This window comes from Acinetobacter ihumii (assembly GCF_900625095.1).
Lineage (GTDB): Bacteria > Pseudomonadota > Gammaproteobacteria > Pseudomonadales > Moraxellaceae > Acinetobacter > Acinetobacter ihumii.
Genome location: NZ_LR130760.1, coordinates 1,605,455 through 1,629,660, shown reverse-complemented (window position 1 = coordinate 1,629,660; position 24,206 = coordinate 1,605,455). Strand labels below are relative to the sequence as shown.

The window sequence follows — 24,206 nt, the reverse complement described above, 5'->3', positions numbered from 1 at the left end:
TTGATTGACGTCAAAAGCATTAAATCAAAAGCAGGCATCAATAGCCTGCTTCCCAAAATGCCTGACCCGCTAAAATCGGATCGCTAGTTTCGTTATAGGTTTTGACCCAGACATCGTATTGGTGGATCACAGGGTGCTGGCTCGGATGAAAATCGGCCTTGTACCAGTCCAGATATTCTTTTTTCATCGCCGTTAAAATTCCCTTGCGCCCTAGAAACCACGGCAGGCCTTTAGCAAACAGTTGCAAACGTTGCATTCCAGTAAAGCCATCGCAACGCAACATGACATTGGCACGATAAAGGGTAAAGCCCAGCATTAGAACTGTGGTCATTGCCAGCGTAAATTTACGGGTGGCTTCGGGAACTTCACCGACCTGTTGCATCACGTCAAAAGCCACATCACGATGTTCCATTTCTTCAATGGAATGCCATGCCAATAAGGCACGAACATAAGGATGTACCTCTTGTAGCGTTTCTTTTTTGCTATAAAAAGTTTCAGCCATGAGTGCAGTCAAATGCTCTGCCGCCGCAGTCATGGCAATATTGTACTGTGGTGAGCGTTTTGTCAGTTCAAAGCGAAAAATTTTCTTGAGTATGGTGGTGAACTGATCAACAGGCATACCTTGTTCTTTCATCAGTTGGTTCATTTTGTCATGGGCAATACCATGTTGCGCTTCCTGTTTAATAAAGTCTGCCACACGTGCTTGCAAGTCAGGATCCTGAATCTTGTCGCGAAATAAACGGACGCACTCAATGAAATAACGTTCACCGTCGGGAAAAGTCAGACTCAAGGCATCAAAGACACGGGTACGAAACGGGTCACCTGCAAACCAAAAACGAGGAACTTCTTCGAGTTTGAAATCCAGTTTACTACGAACCACTGGATCGACTTGATATTGAACATGCGCATTCATTTGTTTTAATTCTCGGTTGAAACAATGATTTTAGTATGGCGACAACCATCCGTTTTGTTTTGACAGTTGTTGCCATATTTTATACAAATAGCGACGTAGACCGAGAAGGATGGAAGAATGACAGTGAAAATTATTGTGGGATATGTGCGTCTTTTGCAGCGTGTCTTGCAACATTATCAGCTTGAACATTTACTTCAGGGTTCGGAACAACCATTGCAATGGAAGCAATTTAATCAGGCATTAGGTCACGATTCTGAACAGGGTTTTGATTTAACAGTGTATGTGCAACTCCTCAAGCAGCTACAACAGTATTTTAAACGTCCCATTAGTCTGGTAATGGCTGAACATGCCAGCTTGCAAGATGTCGGGATGATGGGATATCTGGCATCCACCAGTTTAAATTTACAGCAGGCGATGTATTTGCTGGAACAATATTATCCATTGCTGTTTAAACAAACCAATCTGGAGCAGCTTAAAATTGTAGAACAGCATCAGCTTATTCAGATCATCTGGAGTGCGCATTATGAGGATTATCGTGAAATTTATGAATTGAATCTGGCACTGATTTTTAAAATTGCCAAACTGATCGTGCAGGAACAGTTAATCTCGCCTAGTTTTATTCAACTAGGACTCACTCCACAATTGTCACTGAGACATTATGAACAATTTTTTGGATGTAACATTCAAATCTATGCGGGGCAATATAAAATTTGCTTTGATCAAGAGGTGTTGCTGGCGCGAAGTTTCGCAGCCGACCAGCAACTCAATCAGGTGTTGTCTACGCAAGCCCAGCAGTCCTTGCAACAAACGGATACTTTTGAACATCGACAACAGTTATTAAAACAAAAAGTGGTCGGATGTATTGAGCAAGCATTAAAACAGCAAAATGATGTCATTCAGAAGCATGTTGCCCAACAAATGCATTGTTCTGAACGCACTTTACAACGACAGCTCAAAGCCTATCAGCTTAATTTTCAGGATATTCTGGATGAATATCGCCTTGGTTTAAGTCAATCCTATTTACAACAGGGACGTTCATTGGTCGAAATCGCAGAATTATTGGGTTATGCCGACCAAAGTGCGTTCGGTCGAGCTTTTAAACGCTGGACAGGACAAACCCCCAAACAGTTCTTAAAATAATTGTGTCTTAAAATAATCATGGTTTTTAATATGCGGGTTTAAAGTATCAGTTCAATCGTAAGTTTATACAGGAAAGAGATTGAATTTGGACGTTGTATTGGTGCGTAGCGCTACTCATTAATAAGATTGGCACAGAAGTTTTGTGGTCTTATAGATGAAACTGCCATATGGTTTATAAATTGCTTGATCCCTCTAAAGAGAAAAAATAACCAGCTATGATTTTGTTTTTGTATTGATTTTTTAATCATTGCTGCTCAAATGCAGCGTTTTATTTTTCAAAATTCAGCTGAAAAATAGGAAGCTTTGATCATTGAGAAAAAAAGTAAAATATTGATAAATGTACAGTCTGGGTTGTAGGGAATCACATCAACATTTCATCTGTTAAAGCGAATACTGTTCAATGAACAAAAAATAGCGTTACAATGCGGTGTTCTGTATTTCTACAAACAACTCCCTTTTTTAAAAATCAGGTTTTTAATAATCAAGGAAAACACAACCCTATGTCACGTCTTGCCACTCGTTTTGAACAGCTTAAATCCCAACAACGTAAAGCATTAGTTTCTTATGTGATGGCAGGTGATCCGCAACCGCATGTCAGCGTACCTTTGTTACATAAAATGGTGGAAGCTGGTGTTGATGTGATTGAATTGGGCTTACCCTTTTCCGATCCGATGGCAGATGGTCCCGTCATTGCACTGGCGGCTGAACGCGCTTTAGCGGGTGGTACCAATACGCTGGATGCCTTGAAGATGGTTAAGGAATTTCGCCAGAAAGATACCCAAACCCCTGTGGTTTTAATGGGATATTTAAATCCTGTTGAAGTCATTGGCTATGAAACATTTGTATCGACTGCGAAAGACTGTGGGGTGGATGGCATTTTATTGGTAGATATGCCGCCCGAAGAAGCCAAAGAGTTAGATATTGTGCTGAAACAGCACGAGATGGATCAAATCTTTTTGCTTGCCCCGACTTCGACCGATGAACGTATTCAGCATGTGGTGAAACAGGCCAGTGGATTTATTTACTATGTCTCTCTCAAAGGCGTGACAGGTGCTGCCACACTGGATACGGCTGAAGCTGCGGCACGTATTGCTAAAATCAAAGCGCATACCAGCGTACCTGTTGGTGTTGGTTTTGGAATTAGTGATGCAAGCTCAGCCAAAGCCATGGGACAGGTGGCCGATGCGGTGATTGTGGGAAGTGCCTTGGTTAAACCTTTTGCTACATTAGCGATCGACCAAGCGGTTGAACACACGGTTAATAAAGTCAAGGAGCTTCGAGCTGCGCTCGATGAGTTAGTATGAATCAAGAAGTGAAATCAGGGAAAATTCTAAGCCCATCGATACCGTGGACACAGCGTCAGGTTCCTGGAATCCACACGCCTGATGAACAACAGGTGATTAAGGCAACGTTTACTGAACCAACGATTGAATGCCCTGAATGTCACGCATTGGTCACACGTACGGCAATGGCATTTAATGCCTATGTATGCCCGCAATGTGACGAACATCTTCGTATGAAAGCACGTGATCGTTTGAGCTGGTTTTTTGATCAGGTACAAACAGAACTGGGTCAGGAGTTTGTTGCAAAAGATCCTCTTCATTTTGTCGATAGCAAACCGTACCCTGAACGTATGCGTGAAGCACAAAGTAAAACAGGCGAAACTGAAGCATTAGTGGTCATGCAAGGTTCTGTAAATAGCATCCCGATGGTTGCCTGTGCTTTTGAGTTCGACTTTATGGGGGGCTCAATGGGAACCGTAGTGGGTGACCGCTTTGTTCAGGCGGCTGAACGTGCCATGGAACTGAAACAACCTTTAATCTGTTTTGCTGCTTCAGGCGGTGCACGTATGCAGGAAGGTATGCTGTCACTCATGCAAATGGCAAGAACGTCTGCTGCTATTCAAAAAATGAAAGATGCACGTTTACCGTATATTGTAGTTTTGACTCATCCGGTCTACGGTGGTGTGACGGCATCATTGGCGATGTTGGGTGATGTGCATATTGCTGAACCCAAAGCCATGATTGGTTTTGCAGGTAAACGGGTTATTGAACAAACCGTTCGTGAAAAGCTGGATGAGCCATTTCAGCGTGCGGAATATTTGCTTGATCATGGTGTAATCGATCAAATTGTTCATCGTCATGCATTACGTGATACTGTATCGCGTATTGTGGCGAAATTAATGAGTCTACCTTGAAACATGAAGCTCCAAAAATAACAGATCGTTTAGAGACATGGCTCGATTATTGGGGCCATGTTCATGTTACAGGAATTGATTTAGGACTTGAGCGTGTTATTCCTGTGGCTGAAGCCTTGGGCGTGACACAGCCAGATGCTCGAGTATTGACCGTTGCAGGAACCAATGGCAAAGGTTCGACCACTACCACATTAGCCTCTATTTTAACTGAGCAAGGTTATCGGGTTGGACTTTATCAATCGCCCCACATTTATCGGTTTAATGAGCGGGTGAAATTAAATGGTCAGGAAGTCGATGACCAGACTTTAATTGATGCCTTTGTACAAGTTGATCAAGCGCGCCGGCAGTGTGAGCTAAGTTTATCTTTCTTTGAAGCCACCACTTTGGCGGCTTTCGTTATTTTTAAACAAAAACAATGTGACGTTTGGGTGCTTGAAGTCGGCTTAGGTGGGCGTCTGGATGTGGTTAATGTGATTGACCCTGATGTCGCTGTGATTACCAATATTGGACTGGATCATACTGATTGGCTTGGTGATAGCATTGAAAAAATTGCCTTTGAAAAAGCAGGCATCATGCGTCCCGATATTCCTGTGATTTTTGCAGGATTACAAGACTTACCACAAGCAATTCAAGCCAAAGCAGAACAAGTCAACGCCAAGCTATATGTCGCACAAAAAGATTATTTTTATCAGGAGGCTGGTGATGGTCAAACTTGGAATTTTGCTTCGTCTGGTACCACACTCAAACTTCCGCTTGGTACTTTAGCACTGGAAAACATCTCGACTGCGGTGGCTGCTGTACTGTTAAGTGGCTTAGAGATCACTCAGGCTGCATTGGCCAACGGGATTAAAAAAGCACAATTAGCAGGTCGCTTTGAACAACGAGTCATCGCAAATAAAACCATTATTTTTGATGCTGGGCATAATGCACATGGTGTAGAATTTTTGTTAAAGCAATTGCGAAATTTCTTGGAATACCATAAACAGTACACAGAAGTGGTCGCAGTCTTTTCAATGCTGGCAGACAAAGATATAAAATCAGTGGTGGAACTGTTAAAGCCGACTGTTTTAAATTGGAAGATTGCGCCGTTGCATGTACCACGTGCTGCGCCTTTGGCTCAAATGATAGCGGCTTTACACGGTGAAACCGTACAAAGTTTTGAAAGTATCCAAGATGCATTTAAATTAGCACTTGAGCAGAGCAAAAAAAATCAGCTCATTTTAGTCTGTGGTTCGTTTCATACATTAGAAGCGGTGTGGGAGTATCTGGAACAATGTCAATGAATAACAAACAACGTTGGATGGGTGGCGTTGTTTTACTTGGTGGTGGTGTTTTATTGGCAGCATTACTCCTCAAAGGAAAAGAAGAGATACATCAGACGCAAGTTGAAACACAACAAAAAGTGCAACAACCTGCCAAGAACAACAATAGCTCAAATCAGGCGGGTGAACTGGTTCAATTACAACCGCTTGCTGTTGATGTCGAAACTGAAAAACGTCTATTGGAAGAGCAACGTCGTGCCCGTGAAAAAGCAGTGGCAGAACAAGAAGCACGTGCTGCTGATTTTCTCGCCCAGCAACAACAAGCAGAAGCCGCAGCAGCGCGTAAAGCAGCCGAGGAATACGCTGCCATCAATGCGCGTCGTAATGCGGCTCAGGAAAGCTCGGACAATATTCCACCTGAAATGAGTGATCAGGCCAAAGCTGCTGCTCAAAATACAGCACAAAAGACCGATGATCAGAAAAAATCTGATCAGCAAAAACTAGATGCTGAGAAAAAGCTGGCGGAACAGAAAAAACAAGCCGAAGCTCAAAAACAGGCTGAAGTACAAAAAGCCGAGCAGAAAAGAGCAGATGAACTGAAAAAGCAAAAAGATGCTGAAGCTAAACGTAAAGGTGAACAAGAGCGACAAGCGGCCGAGAAGAAAGCCGCCGAAGAAAAACAGCGTAAACTAGAGGCTGAAAAGAAAGCCGCTGAAGATAAGCGTAAAGCTGAAGCTGAGAAAAAAGCAGCAGATGACAAAAAACGCAAAGCGGAAGAAGACGCCAAGAAAAAAGCCGATGCAGACAAAGCCCGTGATTTGCTTGAAAATGGCGATAAAAACTGGATGGTACAAGTGGCGTTGGCAGCCAATCAGGCCAATGCCGACGCTGTGGTGTCCAAACTGCGTGCCAAAGGCTATAAAGTAACGACCAGTCCAACGTCAAAGGGCATTCGGATTATGGTGGGGCCATCTAAAAGCCGTGAAACCGCAGATGCAGCGCGTAAGAAAATTGTCTCGGATAGCAGCTTAAATATGAAATCCGCTTGGGTCATTGACTGGGTACCACTCGATCAACGTTAAGCATTTTTGATATTTTAAGATGGATTCGCGAGTTGCTCCCGAATCCATTTTACATTTTCAGGGGTAAATAAATTTCCAATATTGACCCAAATTGGATGATATCCATAGCCCCCACGCTTCATTTCCTGAACGGCATCCTCTATGGACCAATTTTCAAAAATAATACGATACATCGCAACGCTAGCTCCAGTTCGATCGGAACCGTGATAACAATGTAACAGCACTTTCTGCTGCTTTTGTTTCGCTGTTTGAATATGCTGCATGACTTGTAATAAATCGCTACGATCAATCGCCCATGTATGAATCGGGACATGGATTAAATCAAATTGCTGTTGATCCAGTACCTTTATATCGTCATTACGGCTACGTAGATTAATCACAGTTTGAATCTGCTGCTGCGTTAACTGTGGCAGTAATGCTTGTGATGGTTGTTCACTGCGATATAAATCATCGCTAATTTTATAAAAATTATGTTCTGCCTGAATCAGCTTGCCCCAATGCGCTGGACGTTGCGCATCTGGAATTGAAGGATGCGTCATACAACCTGACAGATTTAAAGTGAATGCAATCAACAAAGGAGATAAAAATAAAGTTTTCATGATAATGGTCGGTAACGTATAAATTCTTGAAGGTCGTGCGCACAAATCAGTTCGATCTGCGGTTGTTGTTGAGCCAGAGATTGCAGCTGTTTGAGATTATGCAAACGCATTTTGTTGTCATACGCGAGTATGCTTTCAAACAGATGTAATCCTTTTAGCTGTTTTGAGGCATCTAGCTCGAGTGAGGAAAAATAAGCATCACCACAAAATAAAATCCAGCCCTCTGCCTGTTTAATGGCAATTCCTGCGTGCCCAGCAGAATGTCCCAATAATGGAATCATCAAAATTTCATCCTGAAACAAAGGTAGACCTGTCACTTTTTCCAGATTAAACCAACGCTCAGTTTGAGTGTGTTCAATAAAGTTCCAGAAACGATGCTGCTTAAACTGATTGGTTTTGTAACGGATGCGGTTTTTAAAAGATAAAGATTGCGTGGTATTAAACTCGGAGGCAAGCACATGTACTGTAGCTTGAGGAAAGTCAGAAATACCCCCAGCATGATCAAAATCCAGATGAGTCACAAAGATATGCTGCACGTCTTTGGGGTTAAGTCCAAGCTGCTGAATTTGCTGTACGGCACTCAAGCCAGTATTCAATTCAATCTGACCCAGTTGATGAATAAGAGAGCCAAGTCTTTGTTGAGGATGTAAATAATCCTGTAATCCTAAGCCAGTATCAATCAAGACTAAGCCGCGATCAGTTTCAACCAGCAAACAGTGGCAAATAATATGCGCTTGTATCCCTTTTTGATGAATCAAGGGTGCGCATGCGGGGCACATCGTGCCACAATGTAAATGATGAATGTTATAAATCATAGCTTGATTGTTCTTATTAACTTGTTTTCTTTATAACGGAGTCTGCTGATTTTACCAAATAGCCCAGTAAAAAAAGCCCACCATCAGGTGGACATTGTGTGGAGAAACAGCGGTATGAGTTATTATTTTTATATTTACGTTTTATTTTTATCCTGCTAACTTTATTTAAAGTGTTGATTTAATAATAAGTGCGTCATTGGTCTTAGGAAAGATTGAAACATTACTTTAACCTTTCACTCATAACATCGCTGTTCATCTTCTTGCGAAGATTTGAAGTGTTTTGTTCTTAGACTACGCGCTTTACTTGTCTTGCGAAAAATTGAAGCGTTGCTTCAATTTATTTACTCACAGCATAGCTGTTCGCCTTGCGTTCAGAACGAGCATTGCTCGTTTTATCTTCACTCAGGCTGTGGGGTGAGGCGTAAATAAGGTTTTACTGCTTTATAGCCTTTTGGAAAGCGTTGTTTAATTTCTTCTTCATCTTTAAGAGATGGCACAATTACTACGTCATCACCTTGTTGCCAGTTTGCCGGGGTGGCGACTTTATGATGGTCGGTCAGTTGTAGTGAATCTATTACACGTAAAATTTCATTAAAATTACGACCTGTCGATGCAGGATACGTAATAATTAAACGCACTTTTTTATTTGGATCAATAATCACCAATGAACGCACTGTGGTCGTTTCGCTGGCATTTGGGTGAATAAATCCATAAAGCTCTGAAACTTTACGGTCTTTATCGGCAAGGATGGGGAAATTTACCGTCGTGTTTTGAGTTTCGTTAATATCTTTAATCCAGCCATGATGTGATTCAACATCATCGACTGAAAGCGCAATCGCTTTGACTCCACGTTTGGCAAATTCATCTTTAAGTTTTGCAGTATAGCCGAGTTCAGTTGTGCATACAGGCGTATAGTCAGCCGGATGCGAAAACAAGATCCCCCATTGGTCTCCCAAATAATCATAAAAATGAATTAATCCTTCACTGGACTGTTGTTCAAAATTGGGTGCAGTATCGCCTAAACGTAAACTCATTTTAAAACCTCATTTCATTGTTAATGGCTTATATGGTTTTAATATGCAGGTTTTTTATTGCATTTAAAATTATTGTTTTCGCATGTTGTTATGAATTTTATGTATATAAGAGGACGTCATTCATTGAAAATTATTATGGTGTTTTGTCATAAAACGCTCTGCGTGAGCTCATGAAATTTGTTAAATTAGTTTGCTTTAACGATTCTAAGCATGATTGTGCGTGATCATTTTTTGCAGTGGATGTGTGTAAAACCCTTGTACTTCAAATTTCTGGCTCCATAATAGGCTTTGAGAAAAAATTTATTCATTTGACAAGCAAGATTTAGAGAGTTTAATCCATGTTGGCAAGTCTGATCGGAGGTATCTTCGGTACAAAAAATGAGCGTGAACTCAAACGCATGCGTAAAATTGTCGATCAAATCAATGCGCTCGAGCCGACGATATCAGCACTAAGCGATGCAGACTTATCTGCAAAAACTCCAGAATTTCAAGAACGTTATAAAAAAGGTGAAAGCCTAGATAAATTATTACCAGAAGCTTTTGCAGTCTGTCGTGAGGCAGCAAAACGTGTCATGGGTATGCGACACTATGATGTGCAATTGATTGGTGGTATTACCCTTCATGAAGGCAAAATTGCCGAAATGCGTACGGGTGAAGGTAAAACCCTGATGGGGACTTTGGCGTGTTACTTAAATGCACTCAGCGGTCAGGGCGTGCATGTGATTACCGTCAATGATTATCTGGCACAGCGTGATGCCGAGTTAAACCGTCCATTATTCGAATTCTTGGGATTAAGCATTGGTACGATTTATTCCATGCAATCTCCAGTCGAAAAAGCCGAAGCTTATCAAGCCGACATTACTTACGGGACCAATAACGAATTCGGTTTTGACTATTTACGTGACAACATGGTGTTCTCACTTCCTGAGAAAAAACAACGTGGTCTAAATTATGCCATTATTGATGAGGTCGATTCGATCTTGATTGATGAAGCGCGTACTCCGTTGATTATTTCGGGTCAAAGTGAAGATTCTTCTCAGCTCTATGCAGCCATCAATAACATTCCGCCTAAGCTTCGTGCGCAAAAAGAAGAGAAGGTTGCAGATGGCGGGCATTTCTGGATTGATGAAAAACAACGTTCGGTTGAAATGACCGAAGTTGGTTTTGAAACTGTTGAACAAGAATTGATTGCCATGGGATTATTGGCAGAAGGTGAAAGTCTTTATTCTGCGACCAATCTCAATCTGGTACATCATGTGACCGCAGCGATTCGTGCGCACTTTTTGTATCACCGCGATGTGCATTACATTATCCACAATGGCGAAGTGATCATTGTCGATGAACACACAGGTCGTACCATGCCAGGTCGTCGCTGGTCTGAAGGTCTGCATCAGGCGGTAGAAGCGAAAGAAGGTTTGGAAATCCAGCCTGAAAACCAGACGCTTGCGACCACCACCTTCCAGAACTATTTCCGTCTATACAAAAAACTGTCAGGTATGACCGGTACGGCTGATACCGAAGCTGCGGAAATGAAAGAAATTTATGGTCTGGATGTGGTCATTATTCCAACCCACCGTCCGATGGTGCGTCAGGATTTAAACGATTTAATTTACCTCAATCGTAATGGTAAGTACGATGCGATTGTGCAGGAAATTAAACGTATTCAGGAAACACGTGCGCCAATTCTGGTCGGTACTGCCACCATTGAAGCCAGTGAAGTATTGTCACATAAATTAACTCAGGCAGGTATCAAGCATGAAGTGCTGAATGCCAAGCAGCATGAGCGTGAAGCGGATATTATTGCACAGGCAGGTAGTCCTGAATCGGTAACCATTGCCACCAACATGGCAGGTCGTGGTACAGATATTATCTTGGGTGGTAACTGGAAAGCTAAACTGGCTAAGATTGAAAATCCAACTGCGGAAGATGAAGCTCGTTTAAAAGAAGAATGGGAGCGAGATCATGAAACCGTACTGAATGCAGGCGGTTTACATATTGTCGGTTCTGAACGTCACGAATCACGTCGTATTGATAACCAGTTGCGTGGTCGTGCGGGTCGTCAGGGTGACCCGGGCGTATCACGCTTTTACTTGTCGCTCGAAGATGACTTAATGCGTATTTTCGCGGGTGATCGTGTGGTTGCAATGATGCGCGCCATGGGTTTAAAAGAAGATGAAGCCATTGAACATAAAATGGTGAGTCGTTCGATTGAAAATGCACAGCGTAAAGTTGAAGCACGTAACTTTGATATTCGTAAAAACTTATTGAAGTATGATGATGTCAATAACGAACAACGTAAGATCATTTATTCACAACGTGATGAAGTTTTAGCAGAAAGTACCCTGCAAGATTACATTGAAGAAATGCATCGCGATGTCATGAAAGGCATGATTGCAAACTTCGTTCCACCTGAATCGATCCATGATCAATGGGATATCGACGGTTTGGAAAATGCACTTCGTGTGGATTTGGGTATTGAATTACCGATTCAGCAATGGCTGAATGAAGATCGCCGTCTGGACGAAGAAGGACTGGTTGAGCGCATTACCGATGACGTGATTGCTCGTTATCGTGCGCGTCGTAGCCAAATGGGTGAAGACACTGCGGCTACCCTAGAACGTCACTTTATGTTGAATTCTCTGGATCGTCACTGGAAAGATCATCTGGCGGCAATGGATTATCTACGCCAAGGTATTCATTTACGTGGTTATGCGCAGAAAAATCCTGAACAGGAATACAAAAAAGAAGCCTTTAATTTATTCATTAATATGTTGGGTATTATTAAATCGGACGTAGTGACCGATTTATCTCGTGTACATATTCCTACACCAGAAGAGTTAGCTGAACTTGAAGCGCAACAACAGCAGCAAGCTGAAGCTATGCGCTTGTCCTTTGAACATGATGAAGTGGATGGTTTAACAGGCACTGTGACCCCTCATGAAATTGATGAGATGGCACCGCAGCAGGAAATTATTCCACCTGCAAGCCGTAACGCACCGTGTCCATGTGGTTCAGGACTAAAATATAAACAATGTCATGGTCGTTTGGGTTAAGAAACCAAAATGATTGAAAAAAAGCAGAACATTTATGTTCTGCTTTTTTTACGAGATGTTGCAAGTGGCGAATACTGTTTGCAGTTTATTGGATTAAATGGTATTTACTTGCACACATTGACGTGAAAATTGGTAAAGACAATGAAAAAAGTATTACAAACATTCGCAATGGCTGCTGTGGTTATTCCAACGTTTACATTTGCTGCAACTGATGCGGTTCAACCTCAATCGAATCAAACGACTACTGTAGACAAAGTGCTGGCGGCACAAGGTCCAACTACAGCTCAGGTCAGTGTTGAAAATCAAACTACAACGATTGTAAGTCCACGAACTGGAATCCGTTACACACTGGGGAATACTGGAAATCGTCCAATTGTATTAAAAACAGCGGCAATCACTGCGGCAAATTCTGCCAATGTGAATCGTATTGTTGCAGCCAATCCAGCATTGTCTGCGGCAAGTCAGGAAAAAGCCAAACAGGCATTATTGGGGACTTCAGCGCAATTGGCTGCCAATTAAAGATACAGAGTCGAAAAAACCAGCAATATTGCTGGTTTTTTATTGTTTGAAATTCCGTTTGAATGCTCGATTTTTAAATGATTTTGCACTAAGCTTTTCTTTTCAATAACGAACGCACTGGAAAATTTAAAATGGCTGTTGGTGACGTAACAATGCCGCATATGCATGTGGTAAAGGGTGTAAAAATTGGCTCAACACAGGCTTATGTACGTTACCCAAATCGACGAGATTTAGTGATTTTCGAATTTGCAGAAGGCTCACAGGTTGCTGGAGTATTTACCCAAAGTGCGTTTTCGGCTGCACCCGTATTAATCAGTAAACAACATTTAAATGAAAGTTCGGCAACACAACAGCCACGTTATTTAATTATCAATACGGGTAATGCCAATGCTGCAACAGGAAAACTTGGCTTGGAAAATGCCGAAAAAACTTGTGCAAAACTGGCTGAACTTACCCATGTGCAAACTCATCAGGTTTTACCGTTCTCAACGGGCGTGATTGGAGAACAACTTCCGATTGAACGTTTACTCAATGGTATTCAACCAGCATTAAATACTTTAGATGAAGCAAGTTGGACGGATGCCGCTTTTGGCATTATGACCACCGATACGGTACCCAAGGGAGCTTCTGAACAATTTGAGCTTGATGGTATCACTTATACCATGACAGGGATTAGCAAAGGGGCAGGCATGATTCGTCCCAACATGGCGACCATGCTCAGTTTCGTTGCAACCGATGCGCCGATCAGCCAGGCAATGGTTCAACAATTATTGCAGACCACAGTTAAGCATTCTTTTAACCGCATTACCATTGATGGCGATACATCAACCAATGACTCCTGTATTTTTGTCGCAACTGCGCAGGCAAGTGGAGAGGAAATCCAGTCCAGTGATGACCCACGTTATACGGTAGTGCTCGATGTATTGGCTCGTATAATGAATCGTTTGGCACAATTGATTGTACGCGATGGTGAGGGTGCAACTAAATTTATTACCGTGACCGTAGAGGGTGGGGCAAATACACAAGAATGCTGCGATGTGGCCTATAGTATTTCCGATTCACCACTCATCAAAACTGCGTTATTCGCCTCGGATCCAAACTGGGGACGAATTGTGATGGCCATTGGGAAAGCAGGAATTGAAAATCTGGATAGCCATAAGGTTCAAGTTTGGTTAGGTGACGTGCAGATTTGCTTAGATGGTGGAGCTAATCCCGATTACACCGAAGCAATGGGGGCGGCGGTCATGGCTGAAAAAGAAATTACGATTCGTGTTGATCTTGGACGTGGTCAGGCTGTGGATACAGTATATACCTGTGACTTGTCTTATGATTATGTGAAAATTAATGCAGATTACCGATCTTAAATATTCAGTTATAATATCAGCAACAAAAGGCCTCCTTCGTGAGGCTTTTTTAACAGCCTCTTGTGGTAACAGGTGATAGCAGCATTGCCAATCACTTGTGATGCAACGTTATAAGCATGCAAGCCGTATGCGTAAAGGATGAGAAGACGTTTATGAGTAGTGCGAATTTAATTGCGAATGAAGCAAAAAATATTGTGCAAGCGCATTTAGATCGTTTAGGCGAGCCAAAAGATCAACATTTAAGTCCAGATGTTAAGCAAGCAAAATTTGCTGAAATTGCAGCAGAACTCAAAAAACGCGATGCAGTCCTTGTAGCGCATTATTATTGTGATCCTGATGTACAGGAACTTGCAGAGTTAACGGGCGGTTGCGTGTCTGACTCACTGGAAATGGCGCGTTTTGGACGAGATCATGCGGCAAGCACCCTAGTGGTGGCTGGAGTCAAGTTCATGGGTGAAACTGCAAAAATCTTATCACCTGAAAAAACCATTTTAATGCCAACTTTAGAGGCAACCTGTTCGCTTGATCTGGGCTGTCCTGTAGAAGAGTTTTCCGCATTTTGTGATCAGCATCCAGATCATACTGTTGTGGTCTATGCCAATACGTCAGCAGCCGTTAAAGCACGTGCTGATTGGGTGGTGACATCCAGTTGTGCGGTGGAGATCATTGAACATTTAGATAGTCTGGGTGAAAAAATTATTTGGGCACCAGACCAGCATCTCGGTCGTTATATCCAAAAGAAAACGGGTGCAGAGATGTTACTTTGGGATGGGGCGTGCATTGTGCATGAAGAGTTCCGTGCACGTGGTATTGCCAATATGAAAGCCTTGTATCCAGATGCGGCTGTGCTGGTTCATCCAGAGTCACCTGAATCTGTGGTGGATATTGCTGATGCGGTGGGAAGCACCTCGCAACTGATTAAAGCAGCTCAGACCTTGCCACAGCAGCGTCTGATTGTTGCAACGGATCGTGGAATCTTCTATAAGATGCAGCAGGCAGTGCCAGACAAAATATTAGTCGAAGCACCAACGGCTGGAGAGGGGGCGACTTGTCGTTCTTGTGCGCATTGCCCGTGGATGGCAATGAATGAGCTGGATGGCATTTTACATGTGTTACAACATGCTGATCAGGAAATACACGTAGATTCAGCATTGGCCCAACGTGCCAAACTCCCTTTAGATCGTATGTTGGCATTTAGTGCGTCATTGAAACGCTAAAATGATGCTTAAATATACATTCGGTAAGGATTTTTAACTTTTTTTAATTCTAGGTGTTGACGTAATCACACGCCGCGCCTAGAATGCACACCGTACCGCACGATGTGCGATATAGCAAAAGCTGAGATAAATCGGAGCATAGCACAGCCTGGTAGTGCACCTGGTTTGGGACCAGGGGGTCGTAGGTTCGAATCCTACTGCTCCGACCACTTAAAGTAAGTTTTAGGATTATTTTAAGGTCGGCGAAATATCGCATGATATGTTTTATCATCGGTTACGCGCCTGTAGCTCAGTTGGATAGAGCATCCGCCTTCTAAGCGGATGGTCACAGGTTCGAATCCTGTCAGGCGCGCCATTTGGTAGCTTGGTACTGTAGAATCAAATTTGATGGTGGATGTAGCTCAGTTGGTAGAGCCCTGGATTGTGATTCCAGTTGTCGCGGGTTCGAATCCCGTCATTCACCCCACTCTTTTTATAGATGTTTTATAAAAGAGATATCGGAGCATAGCACAGCCTGGTAGTGCACCTGGTTTGGGACCAGGGGGTCGTAGGTTCGAATCCTACTGCTCCGACCATTTTATTCCTTGTTAGAAAATAGATCATCCGCTTAAATGCGGTTTTTTTATGTCTAAATATCTTGATTTTATTCAATTAAAAGCCTCTAAGACAAAATAGTATAGAGGCTATTTAATTTTAAGGAATAATAATAATCGCAACTCGACGGTTTACAGCACGATTTTCTTCAGTCGTATTTGGTCGTATAGGTTGTTCAGATCCTCGCCCAATAATTTGTATATTCTGTGATTTAAAACCTTGAGTTAAGAAAATATTAGCAACACTTTGTGCACGTTCATGTGAAAGTTTTAGATTATAAGCAACAGCACCAACGTTATCGGTATGACCGACAATCTTCACTTTTTGTAGATCGTATTTTTGTAATTGATTGCTTAAACGAACAATTTGTTGTTCATGAGCGGCTTCAATTGTTGAACTGTCAAAGCCAAATAACAGGCGTTCAGGTAAACCTAAAGTCCAGCCTTCATCTGTTAAAACAAATCCTTCTTTTTTTAGCATGCGTACTTGTTTATATTTTAACGGCCCGAAACTTAAACAACCTGACAAAGCGATACAGATCGCGGCAATAAGTGAAAATCTAAGAGAGAAATTAAACATGAAAATTCCGAAAATTAAGGTTTATAAATAAACCAGTGATGAGTTAAATGTTTGGCTTTATACATAGATTGATCTGCTTGTGTGATCAAATCTTCAGGAGTTGAGGCATATCTGGAGAACGCGATACCTAGACTAAAGCTAAAATGAATAGTATGTTTTTCAAATGAAATAGGTTGTTGGCTGCTGGCAATCAAATTTTCTGCAATATGAATCAAATGATCCACCTGATGAATCGATTGTAAAATGACTGCAAACTCATCACCGCCTAAACGCGCAATAAAGTCTTGATGCCTTAAACGTGATTTCAACCGTTTGGCCATTTCTTGTAATACAGCATCACCCGCTAAATGCCCAAATTGATCATTAATTTGCTTAAAATTATTATTATCGATAAAAATGAGGGCAGCATTGTTTTGCTTGTGTGGATCGTCAAAAAGATTGACCAATTCCTGATAAAAATAGCTGCGATTTGGGAGTTGAGTTAAATGATCATGAGAGGCTTTGATCGATAATTGCTGATTTTCATTTTGTAAATGCGTATGCCACTTTTGAATTTCTTCTAATAATTGGTTAAAAACCTGATTTAAATCTTGAAACTCTCGAATATCATTATGAGGGAAACGTAAATTATAGGCTTTCTGGTCGCTTACCATTTGTGCAATCTGAGTTAAAGGTTGCATAGATTGCATAATATAACGATAAGTCCAGTTGGTTGACCACCATAATGCGATCACCATGAAAATCATTGCGATGGCTAGACCAATTAAAATTGTAATAATAAATTGTATGATTTTTTCTGAGCTACCAAACAGCACCAACTCCCCAATCTTCTGGTCGTGATGATAAACCATTAACTTAACAGGTTCTTTTAAAAATAGACGATCAAGGAACTCCTGTAACTGGCTATTATAAACTGGTGGTTTAGAACTTGATGCTAACTCACGATTGGCTTTGTCATAAATAAGAATACGACGAATTGAATGTTGCTCAGTGTATTCATTTAAAATTTGCTGCAATGTGGTTTGATCTTTAAATACCAGTGCAGGTTGAATCCTTTCACTAACGGTTAAGCTTAAAATATTTAAATTTTGTTTAGCGTAGGTTTCTATCGTAAAAATAGAAATTAAAACAAAGGTGAATGTACAAATAACAAATGTGATTGCGAAAATCGTCACCTGAGATTTACGGAATAAAGAATGTAAAGATTTAGATTCGTATAAATTTGCAATCATTTCGCCTTACTCCGCATTACGCGCTAAAAGCAAGACGCGAGGATCGATATGAACTTGGGAATGAGTTAAAGCATCCAGATTCACTTTAAATGTCATAGAACCGCGTTCATAATACAGACAGAAAATACTCCCAATTTCGCACTCAGGATTATTGCTGCTAAAAGACAATAAGTTTCTATTGGGATAAACATTAATGAGATTTTGTTGTTGAGCAGCAGAAATATTGGAAAAGAAAACTGCATGGCACTGAGATTTCGGAAAATTATTGGCAGTTAAACCTAAAACTTGATAATTATAAGCGGATTGTTTCACTAAATTCTGCAAAGCTTGAGTTGCTGTTGGATTGTCAATAACACACAGCGTGGGGGTGACATTATTGGGCCATTTGCTATAGCTTAAAATTGCCAAAGTCATACTATAAGCATTATGTACAGATGCTGCAAAAACAGTTACAGGTTCGCTAATGACCCAAATGATCACAAAAAAAATCATGCTCTTATTTATTTTGCGAAACATGCCATTAAAACTTATCAATACGTGAAATATTTTTAATTCTACTGAAATAAACTGTTTAAAAAAAGTTCTAAATAGAGTTAAGTAAACAATTTGGTGTAAATAATGATCATTTGATGCATTTTTCATAAAAAAGGTATTGCGTTGGAGTGAGGATGCTGTAGAATGCGCACCTATCGGCGGCGAGCTAGATAAAAACTTGTTGAAAAACAGTGTGTTGATTGGGTATTAGTGGTTTTACACTGAGATTTGATTGAGACGTTGGAAGAGTAAAAAGAGTTTTAAAAATATCTAAATTGCGTGTTGACTTTTAAGAGATTGAGAGTAATATAGCCGACCTAGCTTGATGCTGACGAAGCGTTGAGAAGATCATTAAGAATTGAAGAAGAACAACTTGTGTGGATTTTTACTGATTGATTGATTGATAAATTATCATTGATGAATTGGTTTAAATTACTCGAAGTTTATTTGAGCGAAATTTAAGTCAGGAAAAAGATCATTAAGAATTGAAGAAGAACAACTTGTGTGGATTTTTACTGATTGATTGATTGATAAATTATCATTGATGAATTGGTTTAAATTACTCGAAGTTTATTTGAGCGAAATTTAAGTCAGGAAATTGATGAGCCAGAATTGGTGTCTTGTTCTTTAAGAAAGGCACAAAATGATTTTAACTGAAGAGTTTGATCATGGCTCAGATTGAACGCTGGCGGCAGGCTTAACACATGCAAGTCGAGCGGTTTATTTTAGCTTGCTAGAATAGATAGCGGCGAACGGGTGAGTAAAGCTTAGGAATCTGGCTATTAGTGGGGGACAACGTTTCGAAAGGGACGCTAATACCGCATACGTCCTACGGGAGAAAGCAGGGGATCAGTAATGACCTTGCGCTAATAGATGAGCCTAAGTCGGATTAGCTAGTTGGTGGGGTAAAGGCCTACCAAGGCGACGATCTGTAGCGGGTCTGAGAGGATGATCCGCCACACTGGGACTGAGACACGGCCCAGACTCCTACGGGAGGCAGCAGTGGGGAATATTGGACAATGGGGGGAACCCTGATCCAGCCATGCCGCGTGTGTGAAGAAGGCCTTATGGTTGTAAAGCACTTTAAGCGAGGAGGAGGGTACTGGTATTAATACTACCAGCTACTGGACGTTACTCGCAGAATAAGCACCGGCTAACTCTGTGCCAGCAGCCGCGGTAATACAGAGGGTGCGAGCGTTAATCGGATTTACTGGGCGTAAAGCGTGCGTAGGCGGCTGATTAAGTTGGATGTGAAATCCCCGAGCTTAACTTGGGAATTGCATTCAAGACTGGTCGGCTAGAGTGTGGGAGAGGATGGTAGAATTCCAGGTGTAGCGGTGAAATGCGTAGAGATCTGGAGGAATACCGATGGCGAAGGCAGCCATCTGGCCTAACACTGACGCTGAGGTACGAAAGCATGGGGAGCAAACAGGATTAGATACCCTGGTAGTCCATGCCGTAAACGATGTCTACTAGCCGTTGGGGCCTTTGAGGCTTTAGTGGCGCAGCTAACGCGATAAGTAGACCGCCTGGGGAGTACGGTCGCAAGACTAAAACTCAAATGAATTGACGGGGGCCCGCACAAGCGGTGGAGCATGTGGTTTAATTCGATGCAACGCGAAGAACCTTACCTGGTCTTGACATAGTGAGAACGATCTAGAGATGGATTGGTGCCTTCGGGAATTCACATACAGGTGCTGCATGGCTGTCGTCAGCTCGTGTCGTGAGATGTTGGGTTAAGTCCCGCAACGAGCGCAACCCTTTTCCTTACTTGCCAGCATTTTGGATGGGAACTTTAAGGATACTGCCAGTGACAAACTGGAGGAAGGCGGGGACGACGTCAAGTCATCATGGCCCTTACGACCAGGGCTACACACGTGCTACAATGGTCGGTACAAAGGGTTGCTACCTAGCGATAGGATGCTAATCTCAAAAAGCCGATCGTAGTCCGGATTGGAGTCTGCAACTCGACTCCATGAAGTCGGAATCGCTAGTAATCGCGGATCAGAATGCCGCGGTGAATACGTTCCCGGGCCTTGTACACACCGCCCGTCACACCATGGGAGTTTGTTGCACCAGAAGTAGCTAGCCTAACTTAATTGAGGGCGGTTACCACGGTGTGGCCGATGACTGGGGTGAAGTCGTAACAAGGTAGCCGTAGGGGAACCTGCGGCTGGATCACCTCCTTAACGAAAAGATTGGTTGATTGGTAAGAATCCACAACAAGTTGTTCTTCTTGATGTATCTTTGAAGATTTAGAGTAAAGCCTTTAAATAAAGCAAGAGATAAAGCGAACACTACGCACAGCGGAGCTGTTTGTCTTGCGAAACTTTTAAAGCGAAGCTTTAAAACTTTCTCAGGGTCTGTAGCTCAGTTGGTTAGAGCACACGCTTGATAAGCGTGGGGTCACAAGTTCAAGTCTTGTCAGACCCACCAAGACTAAAGATACATAATGGTTTTAAGCTGGGGACTTAGCTTAGTTGGTAGAGCGCCTGCTTTGCACGCAGGAGGTCAGGAGTTCGACTCTCCTAGTCTCCACCACGTACTTAAAGAGTACGGGCTAGAGTAAATTATAGAGATTAATAAATAAGAAGATTGAAAAGATCTTGGTTTATTAACCTCTGTGATTTATCACAGTTTAATGTAGCTGACGAGGTTACATTAATTCATTAACAGATTGAGAATTGAGTCTGAAATAAATTGTTCACTCAATAACAAAGAGGGAAGAAGAGATTCTGAACTTGGAGTTAATTGAGAACTAGCAAATTAACTGAATCAAGCGTTTTGGTATATGAATTTAGATTGAAGCTGTACGGTGATTAAGTTCACAGTACTTCAAACTGTAATGTTGGTAATACTACTTGTAGGTATTAACGACTGTTTGGGGTTGTATAGTCAAGTAATTAAGTGCATGTGGTGGATGCCTTGGCAGTCAGAGGCGACGAAAGACGTGATAGCCTGCGAAAAGCTCCGGGGAGGCGGCAAATATCCTTTGATCCGGAGATGTCTGAATGGGGGAACCCACCTACTATAAGGTAGGTATTGCATACTGAATACATAGGTATGCAAGGCGAACGAGGGGAAGTGAAACATCTCAGTACCCTTAGGAAAAGAAATCAATTGAGATTCCCTTAGTAGCGGCGAGCGAACGGGGATCAGCCCATTAAGTTATGTGTGTTTTAGTGGAACGCTCTGGGAAGTGCGAACGTAGAGGGTGATATTCCCGTACACGAAAGGGCACACACAATGATGACGAGTAGGGCGAGGCACGTGAAACCTTGTCTGAATATGGGGGGACCATCCTCCAAGGCTAAATACTCCTGACTGACCGATAGTGAACCAGTACCGTGAGGGAAAGGCGAAAAGAACCCCTGTGAGGGGAGTGAAATAGATCCTGAAACCGCATGCATACAAGCAGTGGGAGCATACTTTGTTATGTGACTGCGTACCTTTTGTATAATGGGTCAGCGACTTACATTCAGTAGCAAGGTTAACCGCATAGGGGAGCCGTAGGGAAACCGAGTCTTAATAGGGCGAATAGTTGCTGGGTGTAGACCCGAAACCAGGCGATCTATCCATGAGCAGGTTGAAGGTTGGGTAACACTAACTGGAGGACCGAACCCACTGTCGTTGAAAAGCCAGGGGATGACTTGTGGATAGGGGTGAAAGGCTAATCAAGCCTGGTGATAGCTGGTTCTCCCCGAAAGCTATTTAGGTAGCGCCTCGGACGAATACCATAGGGGGTAGAGCACTGTTTCGGCTAGGGGGTCATCCCGACTTACCAAACCGATGCAAACTCCGAATACCTATGAGTACTATCCGGGAGACAGACTGCGGGTGCTAACGTCCGTAGTCAAGAGGAAAACAATCCAGACCGCCAGCTAAGGCCCCAAAATCATAGTTAAGTGGGAAACGATGTGGGAAGGCATAGACAGCTAGGAGGTTGGCTTAGAAGCAGCCACCCTTTAAAGAAAGCGTAATAGCTCACTAGTCGAGTCGGCCTGCGCGGAAGATGTAACGGGGCTAAAACTATGTGCCGAAGCTGCGGATTTGACAATAGTCAAGTGGTAGGGGAGCGTTCTGTAAGCCGAAGAAGGTGTATTGAGAAGTATGCTGGAGGTATCAGAAGTGCGAATGCTGACGTGAGTAACGACAAAACGGGTGAAAAACCCGTTCGCCGAAAGACCAAGGGTTCCAGTCCAACGTTAATCGGGGCTGGGTGAGTCGACCCCTAAGGCGAGGCCGAAAGGCGTAGTCGATGGGAAATTGGTTAATATTCCAATACTTCTGTGTAATGCGATGAGAGGACGGAGAAGGTTAAGTCAGCCTGGCGTTGGTAGTCCAGGTGGAAGGCTGTAGGCATGCATCTTAGGCAAATCCGGGGTGCTCTATGCTGAGAGTCGATATCAAGCTGTACTTGTACAGTGAAGTGGCTGATACCATACTTCCAAGAAAAGTCTCTAAGCTACAGTTACACAGGAATCGTACCCGAAACCGACACAGGTGGTCAGGTCGAGTAGACCAAGGCGCTTGAGAGAACTCTGCTGAAGGAACTAGGCAAAATGGTACCGTAACTTCGGGAGAAGGTACGCTGCTGAGGGTGATGGGACTAGCTCCCTGAGCGCTTGGCAGCCGCAGAAACCAGGCCGCTGCAACTGTTTATTAAAAACATAGCACTCTGCAAACACGAAAGTGGACGTATAGGGTGTGATGCCTGCCCGGTGCTGGAAGGTTAATTGATGGGGTTAGCGTAAGCGAAGCTCTTGATCGAAGCCCCAGTAAACGGCGGCCGTAACTATAACGGTCCTAAGGTAGCGAAATTCCTTGTCGGGTAAGTTCCGACCTGCACGAATGGCATAATGATGGCGGCGCTGTCTCCAGCAGAGGCTCAGTGAAATCGAAATCGCTGTGAAGATGCAGTGTACCCGCGGCTAGACGGAAAGACCCCGTGAACCTTTACTGCAGCTTGACACTGAACTTTGACCTTACTTGTGTAGGATAGGTGGGAGGCTATGAATTTGGGACGCCAGTTCCAATGGAGCCATCCTTGAAATACCACCCTGGTAATGTTGAGGTTCTAACTCTGTCCCGTAATCCGGGACGAGGACCGTGTCTGGTGGGTAGTTTGACTGGGGCGGTCTCCTCCTAAAGAGTAACGGAGGAGTACGAAGGTGCGCTCAGCGTGGTCGGAAATCACGCGTAGAGTATAAAGGCAAAAGCGCGCTTAACTGCGAGACCCACAAGTCGAGCAGGTACGAAAGTAGGTCTTAGTGATCCGGTGGTTCTGTATGGAAGGGCCATCGCTCAACGGATAAAAGGTACTCTGGGGATAACAGGCTGATACCGCCCAAGAGTTCATATCGACGGCGGTGTTTGGCACCTCGATGTCGGCTCATCTCATCCTGGGGCTGAAGCAGGTCCCAAGGGTATGGCTGTTCGCCATTTAAAGAGGTACGCGAGCTGGGTTTAGAACGTCGTGAGACAGTTCGGTCCCTATCTACCGTGGGCGCTGGAAATTTGAGAGGATCTGCTCCTAGTACGAGAGGACCAGAGTGGACGAACCTCTGGTGTACCGGTTGTGACGCCAGTCGCATCGCCGGGTAGCTATGTTCGGAAGGGATAACCGCTGAAAGCATCTAAGCGGGAAGCCTACCTCAAGATAAGATTTCCCTAGGACTTTATGTCCTCTAAAGAGCCGTTCAAGACTAGGACGTTGATAGGTTGGATGTGGAAGCATAGTGATATGTGAAGCTGACCAATACTAATTGCTCGTGAGGCTTGACTATACAACACCCAAACAGTTGTTGTATCAAGATAAATTCGATACAAAACTTGATTTAGTTAACGCTAGAACATAAAATTCAGATCGATTCCAATCCGTTAAACTCATTTGGAAAAAGCAAAGCATCACAAAAGTGAATAAGACTAAAGCGATTATCCATAACAGTTTGCTGGCGACAATAGCAAGAGTGAACCACCTGATCCCTTCCCGAACTCAGAAGTGAAACCTCTTCGCGCTGATGGTAGTGTGGCATTGGCCATGTGAGAGTAAGTCATCGCCAGCTTTTAAAT

General features: G+C 42.9%; 16 protein-coding genes, 6 tRNA genes and 3 rRNA genes. 18 read left to right on the top strand and 7 right to left on the bottom strand.

What is annotated here, in order from left to right:
* Positions 1-37 precede the first annotated feature (37 nt).
* Complete coding sequence (locus E0D95_RS07590) at positions 38-913, bottom strand: metal-dependent hydrolase (protein WP_130803307.1); 876 nt, start codon at positions 911-913, stop codon at positions 38-40.
* A gap of 117 nt (positions 914-1,030) precedes the next feature.
* Between E0D95_RS07590 and E0D95_RS07585 the strand changes: the two genes are divergently transcribed.
* The 5 genes from E0D95_RS07585 (at position 1,031) to E0D95_RS07565 (ending at position 6,594) form a co-directional block, all read left to right on the top strand.
* Complete coding sequence (locus tag E0D95_RS07585) at positions 1,031-2,053, top strand: helix-turn-helix transcriptional regulator (RefSeq protein ID WP_130803306.1); 1,023 nt, start codon at positions 1,031-1,033, stop codon at positions 2,051-2,053.
* Positions 2,054-2,553: 500 nt separating this feature from the next.
* Positions 2,554-3,357: a tryptophan synthase subunit alpha gene (gene trpA / locus E0D95_RS07580; RefSeq protein WP_130803305.1), complete on the top strand. Its 804-nt coding sequence runs from the start codon at positions 2,554-2,556 to the stop codon at positions 3,355-3,357.
* A complete protein-coding gene (accD, locus tag E0D95_RS07575; RefSeq protein WP_130803304.1) occupies positions 3,354-4,250 on the top strand; it encodes an acetyl-CoA carboxylase, carboxyltransferase subunit beta in 897 nt (298 codons plus the stop codon). The genes trpA and accD overlap by 4 nt, the downstream gene beginning before the upstream one ends.
* Positions 4,247-5,533: a bifunctional tetrahydrofolate synthase/dihydrofolate synthase gene (gene folC, locus E0D95_RS07570; RefSeq protein WP_130803303.1), complete on the top strand. Its 1,287-nt coding sequence runs from the start codon at positions 4,247-4,249 to the stop codon at positions 5,531-5,533. Before accD ends, folC begins: the two co-directional genes overlap by 4 nt.
* The gene (locus E0D95_RS07565) at positions 5,524-6,594 is read left to right on the top strand and encodes an SPOR domain-containing protein (RefSeq protein WP_165443239.1); all 1,071 of its coding nucleotides are present in this window, start codon (positions 5,524-5,526) and stop codon (positions 6,592-6,594) included. The genes folC and E0D95_RS07565 overlap by 10 nt, the downstream gene beginning before the upstream one ends.
* A 14-nt stretch (positions 6,595-6,608) precedes the next feature.
* Here E0D95_RS07565 and E0D95_RS07560 read toward each other — a convergent pair whose 3' ends face one another.
* The 3 genes from E0D95_RS07560 to E0D95_RS07550 all read right to left on the bottom strand — a co-directional run bounded on the left by E0D95_RS07560 (position 6,609) and on the right by E0D95_RS07550 (position 9,042).
* On the bottom strand, positions 6,609-7,193 hold the full coding sequence (locus tag E0D95_RS07560; protein WP_171478536.1) for a dual specificity protein phosphatase family protein: 585 nt from the start codon (positions 7,191-7,193) through the stop codon (positions 6,609-6,611).
* On the bottom strand, positions 7,190-8,008 hold the full coding sequence (locus E0D95_RS07555) for an MBL fold metallo-hydrolase (RefSeq protein WP_130803301.1): 819 nt from the start codon (positions 8,006-8,008) through the stop codon (positions 7,190-7,192). Before E0D95_RS07555 ends, E0D95_RS07560 begins: the two co-directional genes overlap by 4 nt.
* 398 nt (positions 8,009-8,406) lie before the next feature.
* Positions 8,407-9,042, bottom strand: a complete 636-nt coding sequence (locus E0D95_RS07550) for a peroxiredoxin (RefSeq protein WP_130803300.1) — start codon at positions 9,040-9,042, stop codon at positions 8,407-8,409.
* 338 nt (positions 9,043-9,380) lie between these two features.
* Here E0D95_RS07550 and secA point away from each other — a divergent pair, with 338 nt between their 5' ends.
* From secA to E0D95_RS07510, 8 genes are all read left to right on the top strand, one after another.
* A complete protein-coding gene (gene secA, locus E0D95_RS07545; RefSeq protein ID WP_130803299.1) occupies positions 9,381-12,095 on the top strand; it encodes a preprotein translocase subunit SecA in 2,715 nt (904 codons plus the stop codon).
* A 141-nt stretch (positions 12,096-12,236) separates the two neighbouring features.
* Positions 12,237-12,614 carry a hypothetical protein gene (locus tag E0D95_RS07540; RefSeq protein ID WP_130803298.1) on the top strand — a complete coding sequence of 126 codons (378 nt, stop codon included), beginning with the start codon at positions 12,237-12,239 and terminating at the stop codon, positions 12,612-12,614.
* A gap of 131 nt (positions 12,615-12,745) precedes the next feature.
* The gene (argJ, locus tag E0D95_RS07535; protein WP_130803297.1) at positions 12,746-13,978 is read left to right on the top strand and encodes a bifunctional glutamate N-acetyltransferase/amino-acid acetyltransferase ArgJ; all 1,233 of its coding nucleotides are present in this window, start codon (positions 12,746-12,748) and stop codon (positions 13,976-13,978) included.
* A 152-nt stretch (positions 13,979-14,130) separates the two neighbouring features.
* Complete coding sequence (gene nadA / locus E0D95_RS07530; protein WP_130803296.1) at positions 14,131-15,195, top strand: quinolinate synthase NadA; 1,065 nt, start codon at positions 14,131-14,133, stop codon at positions 15,193-15,195.
* A gap of 132 nt (positions 15,196-15,327) precedes the next feature.
* A tRNA-Pro gene (locus tag E0D95_RS07525) sits at positions 15,328-15,404 on the top strand.
* A 69-nt stretch (positions 15,405-15,473) separates the two neighbouring features.
* Positions 15,474-15,550 (top strand) — tRNA-Arg (locus tag E0D95_RS07520).
* A gap of 35 nt (positions 15,551-15,585) precedes the next feature.
* Positions 15,586-15,661 (top strand) — tRNA-His (locus E0D95_RS07515).
* A 32-nt stretch (positions 15,662-15,693) separates the two neighbouring features.
* Positions 15,694-15,770: transfer RNA gene (locus E0D95_RS07510), tRNA-Pro, on the top strand.
* Between the two features lie 118 nt (positions 15,771-15,888).
* Here the strand turns inward: E0D95_RS07510 and E0D95_RS07505 are convergent.
* From E0D95_RS07505 to E0D95_RS07495, 3 genes are read right to left on the bottom strand one after another with little or no spacing between them, the layout of a single operon-like run.
* Positions 15,889-16,368, bottom strand: coding sequence for an outer membrane lipoprotein YfiB (locus E0D95_RS07505; RefSeq protein WP_130803295.1), 480 nt, complete (start codon positions 16,366-16,368; stop codon positions 15,889-15,891).
* A 14-nt stretch (positions 16,369-16,382) separates the two neighbouring features.
* On the bottom strand, positions 16,383-17,600 hold the full coding sequence (locus tag E0D95_RS07500) for a diguanylate cyclase DgcN/YfiN (protein ID WP_130803294.1): 1,218 nt from the start codon (positions 17,598-17,600) through the stop codon (positions 16,383-16,385).
* 6 nt (positions 17,601-17,606) lie between these two features.
* Positions 17,607-18,092, bottom strand: a complete 486-nt coding sequence (locus E0D95_RS07495; protein ID WP_228258839.1) for a regulatory sequestration protein YfiR — start codon at positions 18,090-18,092, stop codon at positions 17,607-17,609.
* Between the two features lie 692 nt (positions 18,093-18,784).
* Here E0D95_RS07495 and E0D95_RS07490 point away from each other — a divergent pair.
* The 5 genes from E0D95_RS07490 (at position 18,785) to rrf (ending at position 24,199) form a co-directional block, all read left to right on the top strand.
* Positions 18,785-20,323, top strand: a 16S ribosomal RNA gene (locus E0D95_RS07490).
* A gap of 170 nt (positions 20,324-20,493) precedes the next feature.
* Positions 20,494-20,570 (top strand) — tRNA-Ile (locus tag E0D95_RS07485).
* A 29-nt stretch (positions 20,571-20,599) separates the two neighbouring features.
* Positions 20,600-20,675 (top strand) — tRNA-Ala (locus E0D95_RS07480).
* A gap of 352 nt (positions 20,676-21,027) precedes the next feature.
* Positions 21,028-23,920: ribosomal RNA gene (locus E0D95_RS07475) — 23S ribosomal RNA — on the top strand.
* Positions 23,921-24,084: 164 nt separating this feature from the next.
* A 5S ribosomal RNA gene (gene rrf, locus E0D95_RS07470) occupies positions 24,085-24,199 on the top strand.
* The 16S, 23S and 5S rRNA genes sit together here with 2 tRNA genes alongside, the layout of an rRNA operon.
* Positions 24,200-24,206 lie beyond the last annotated feature (7 nt).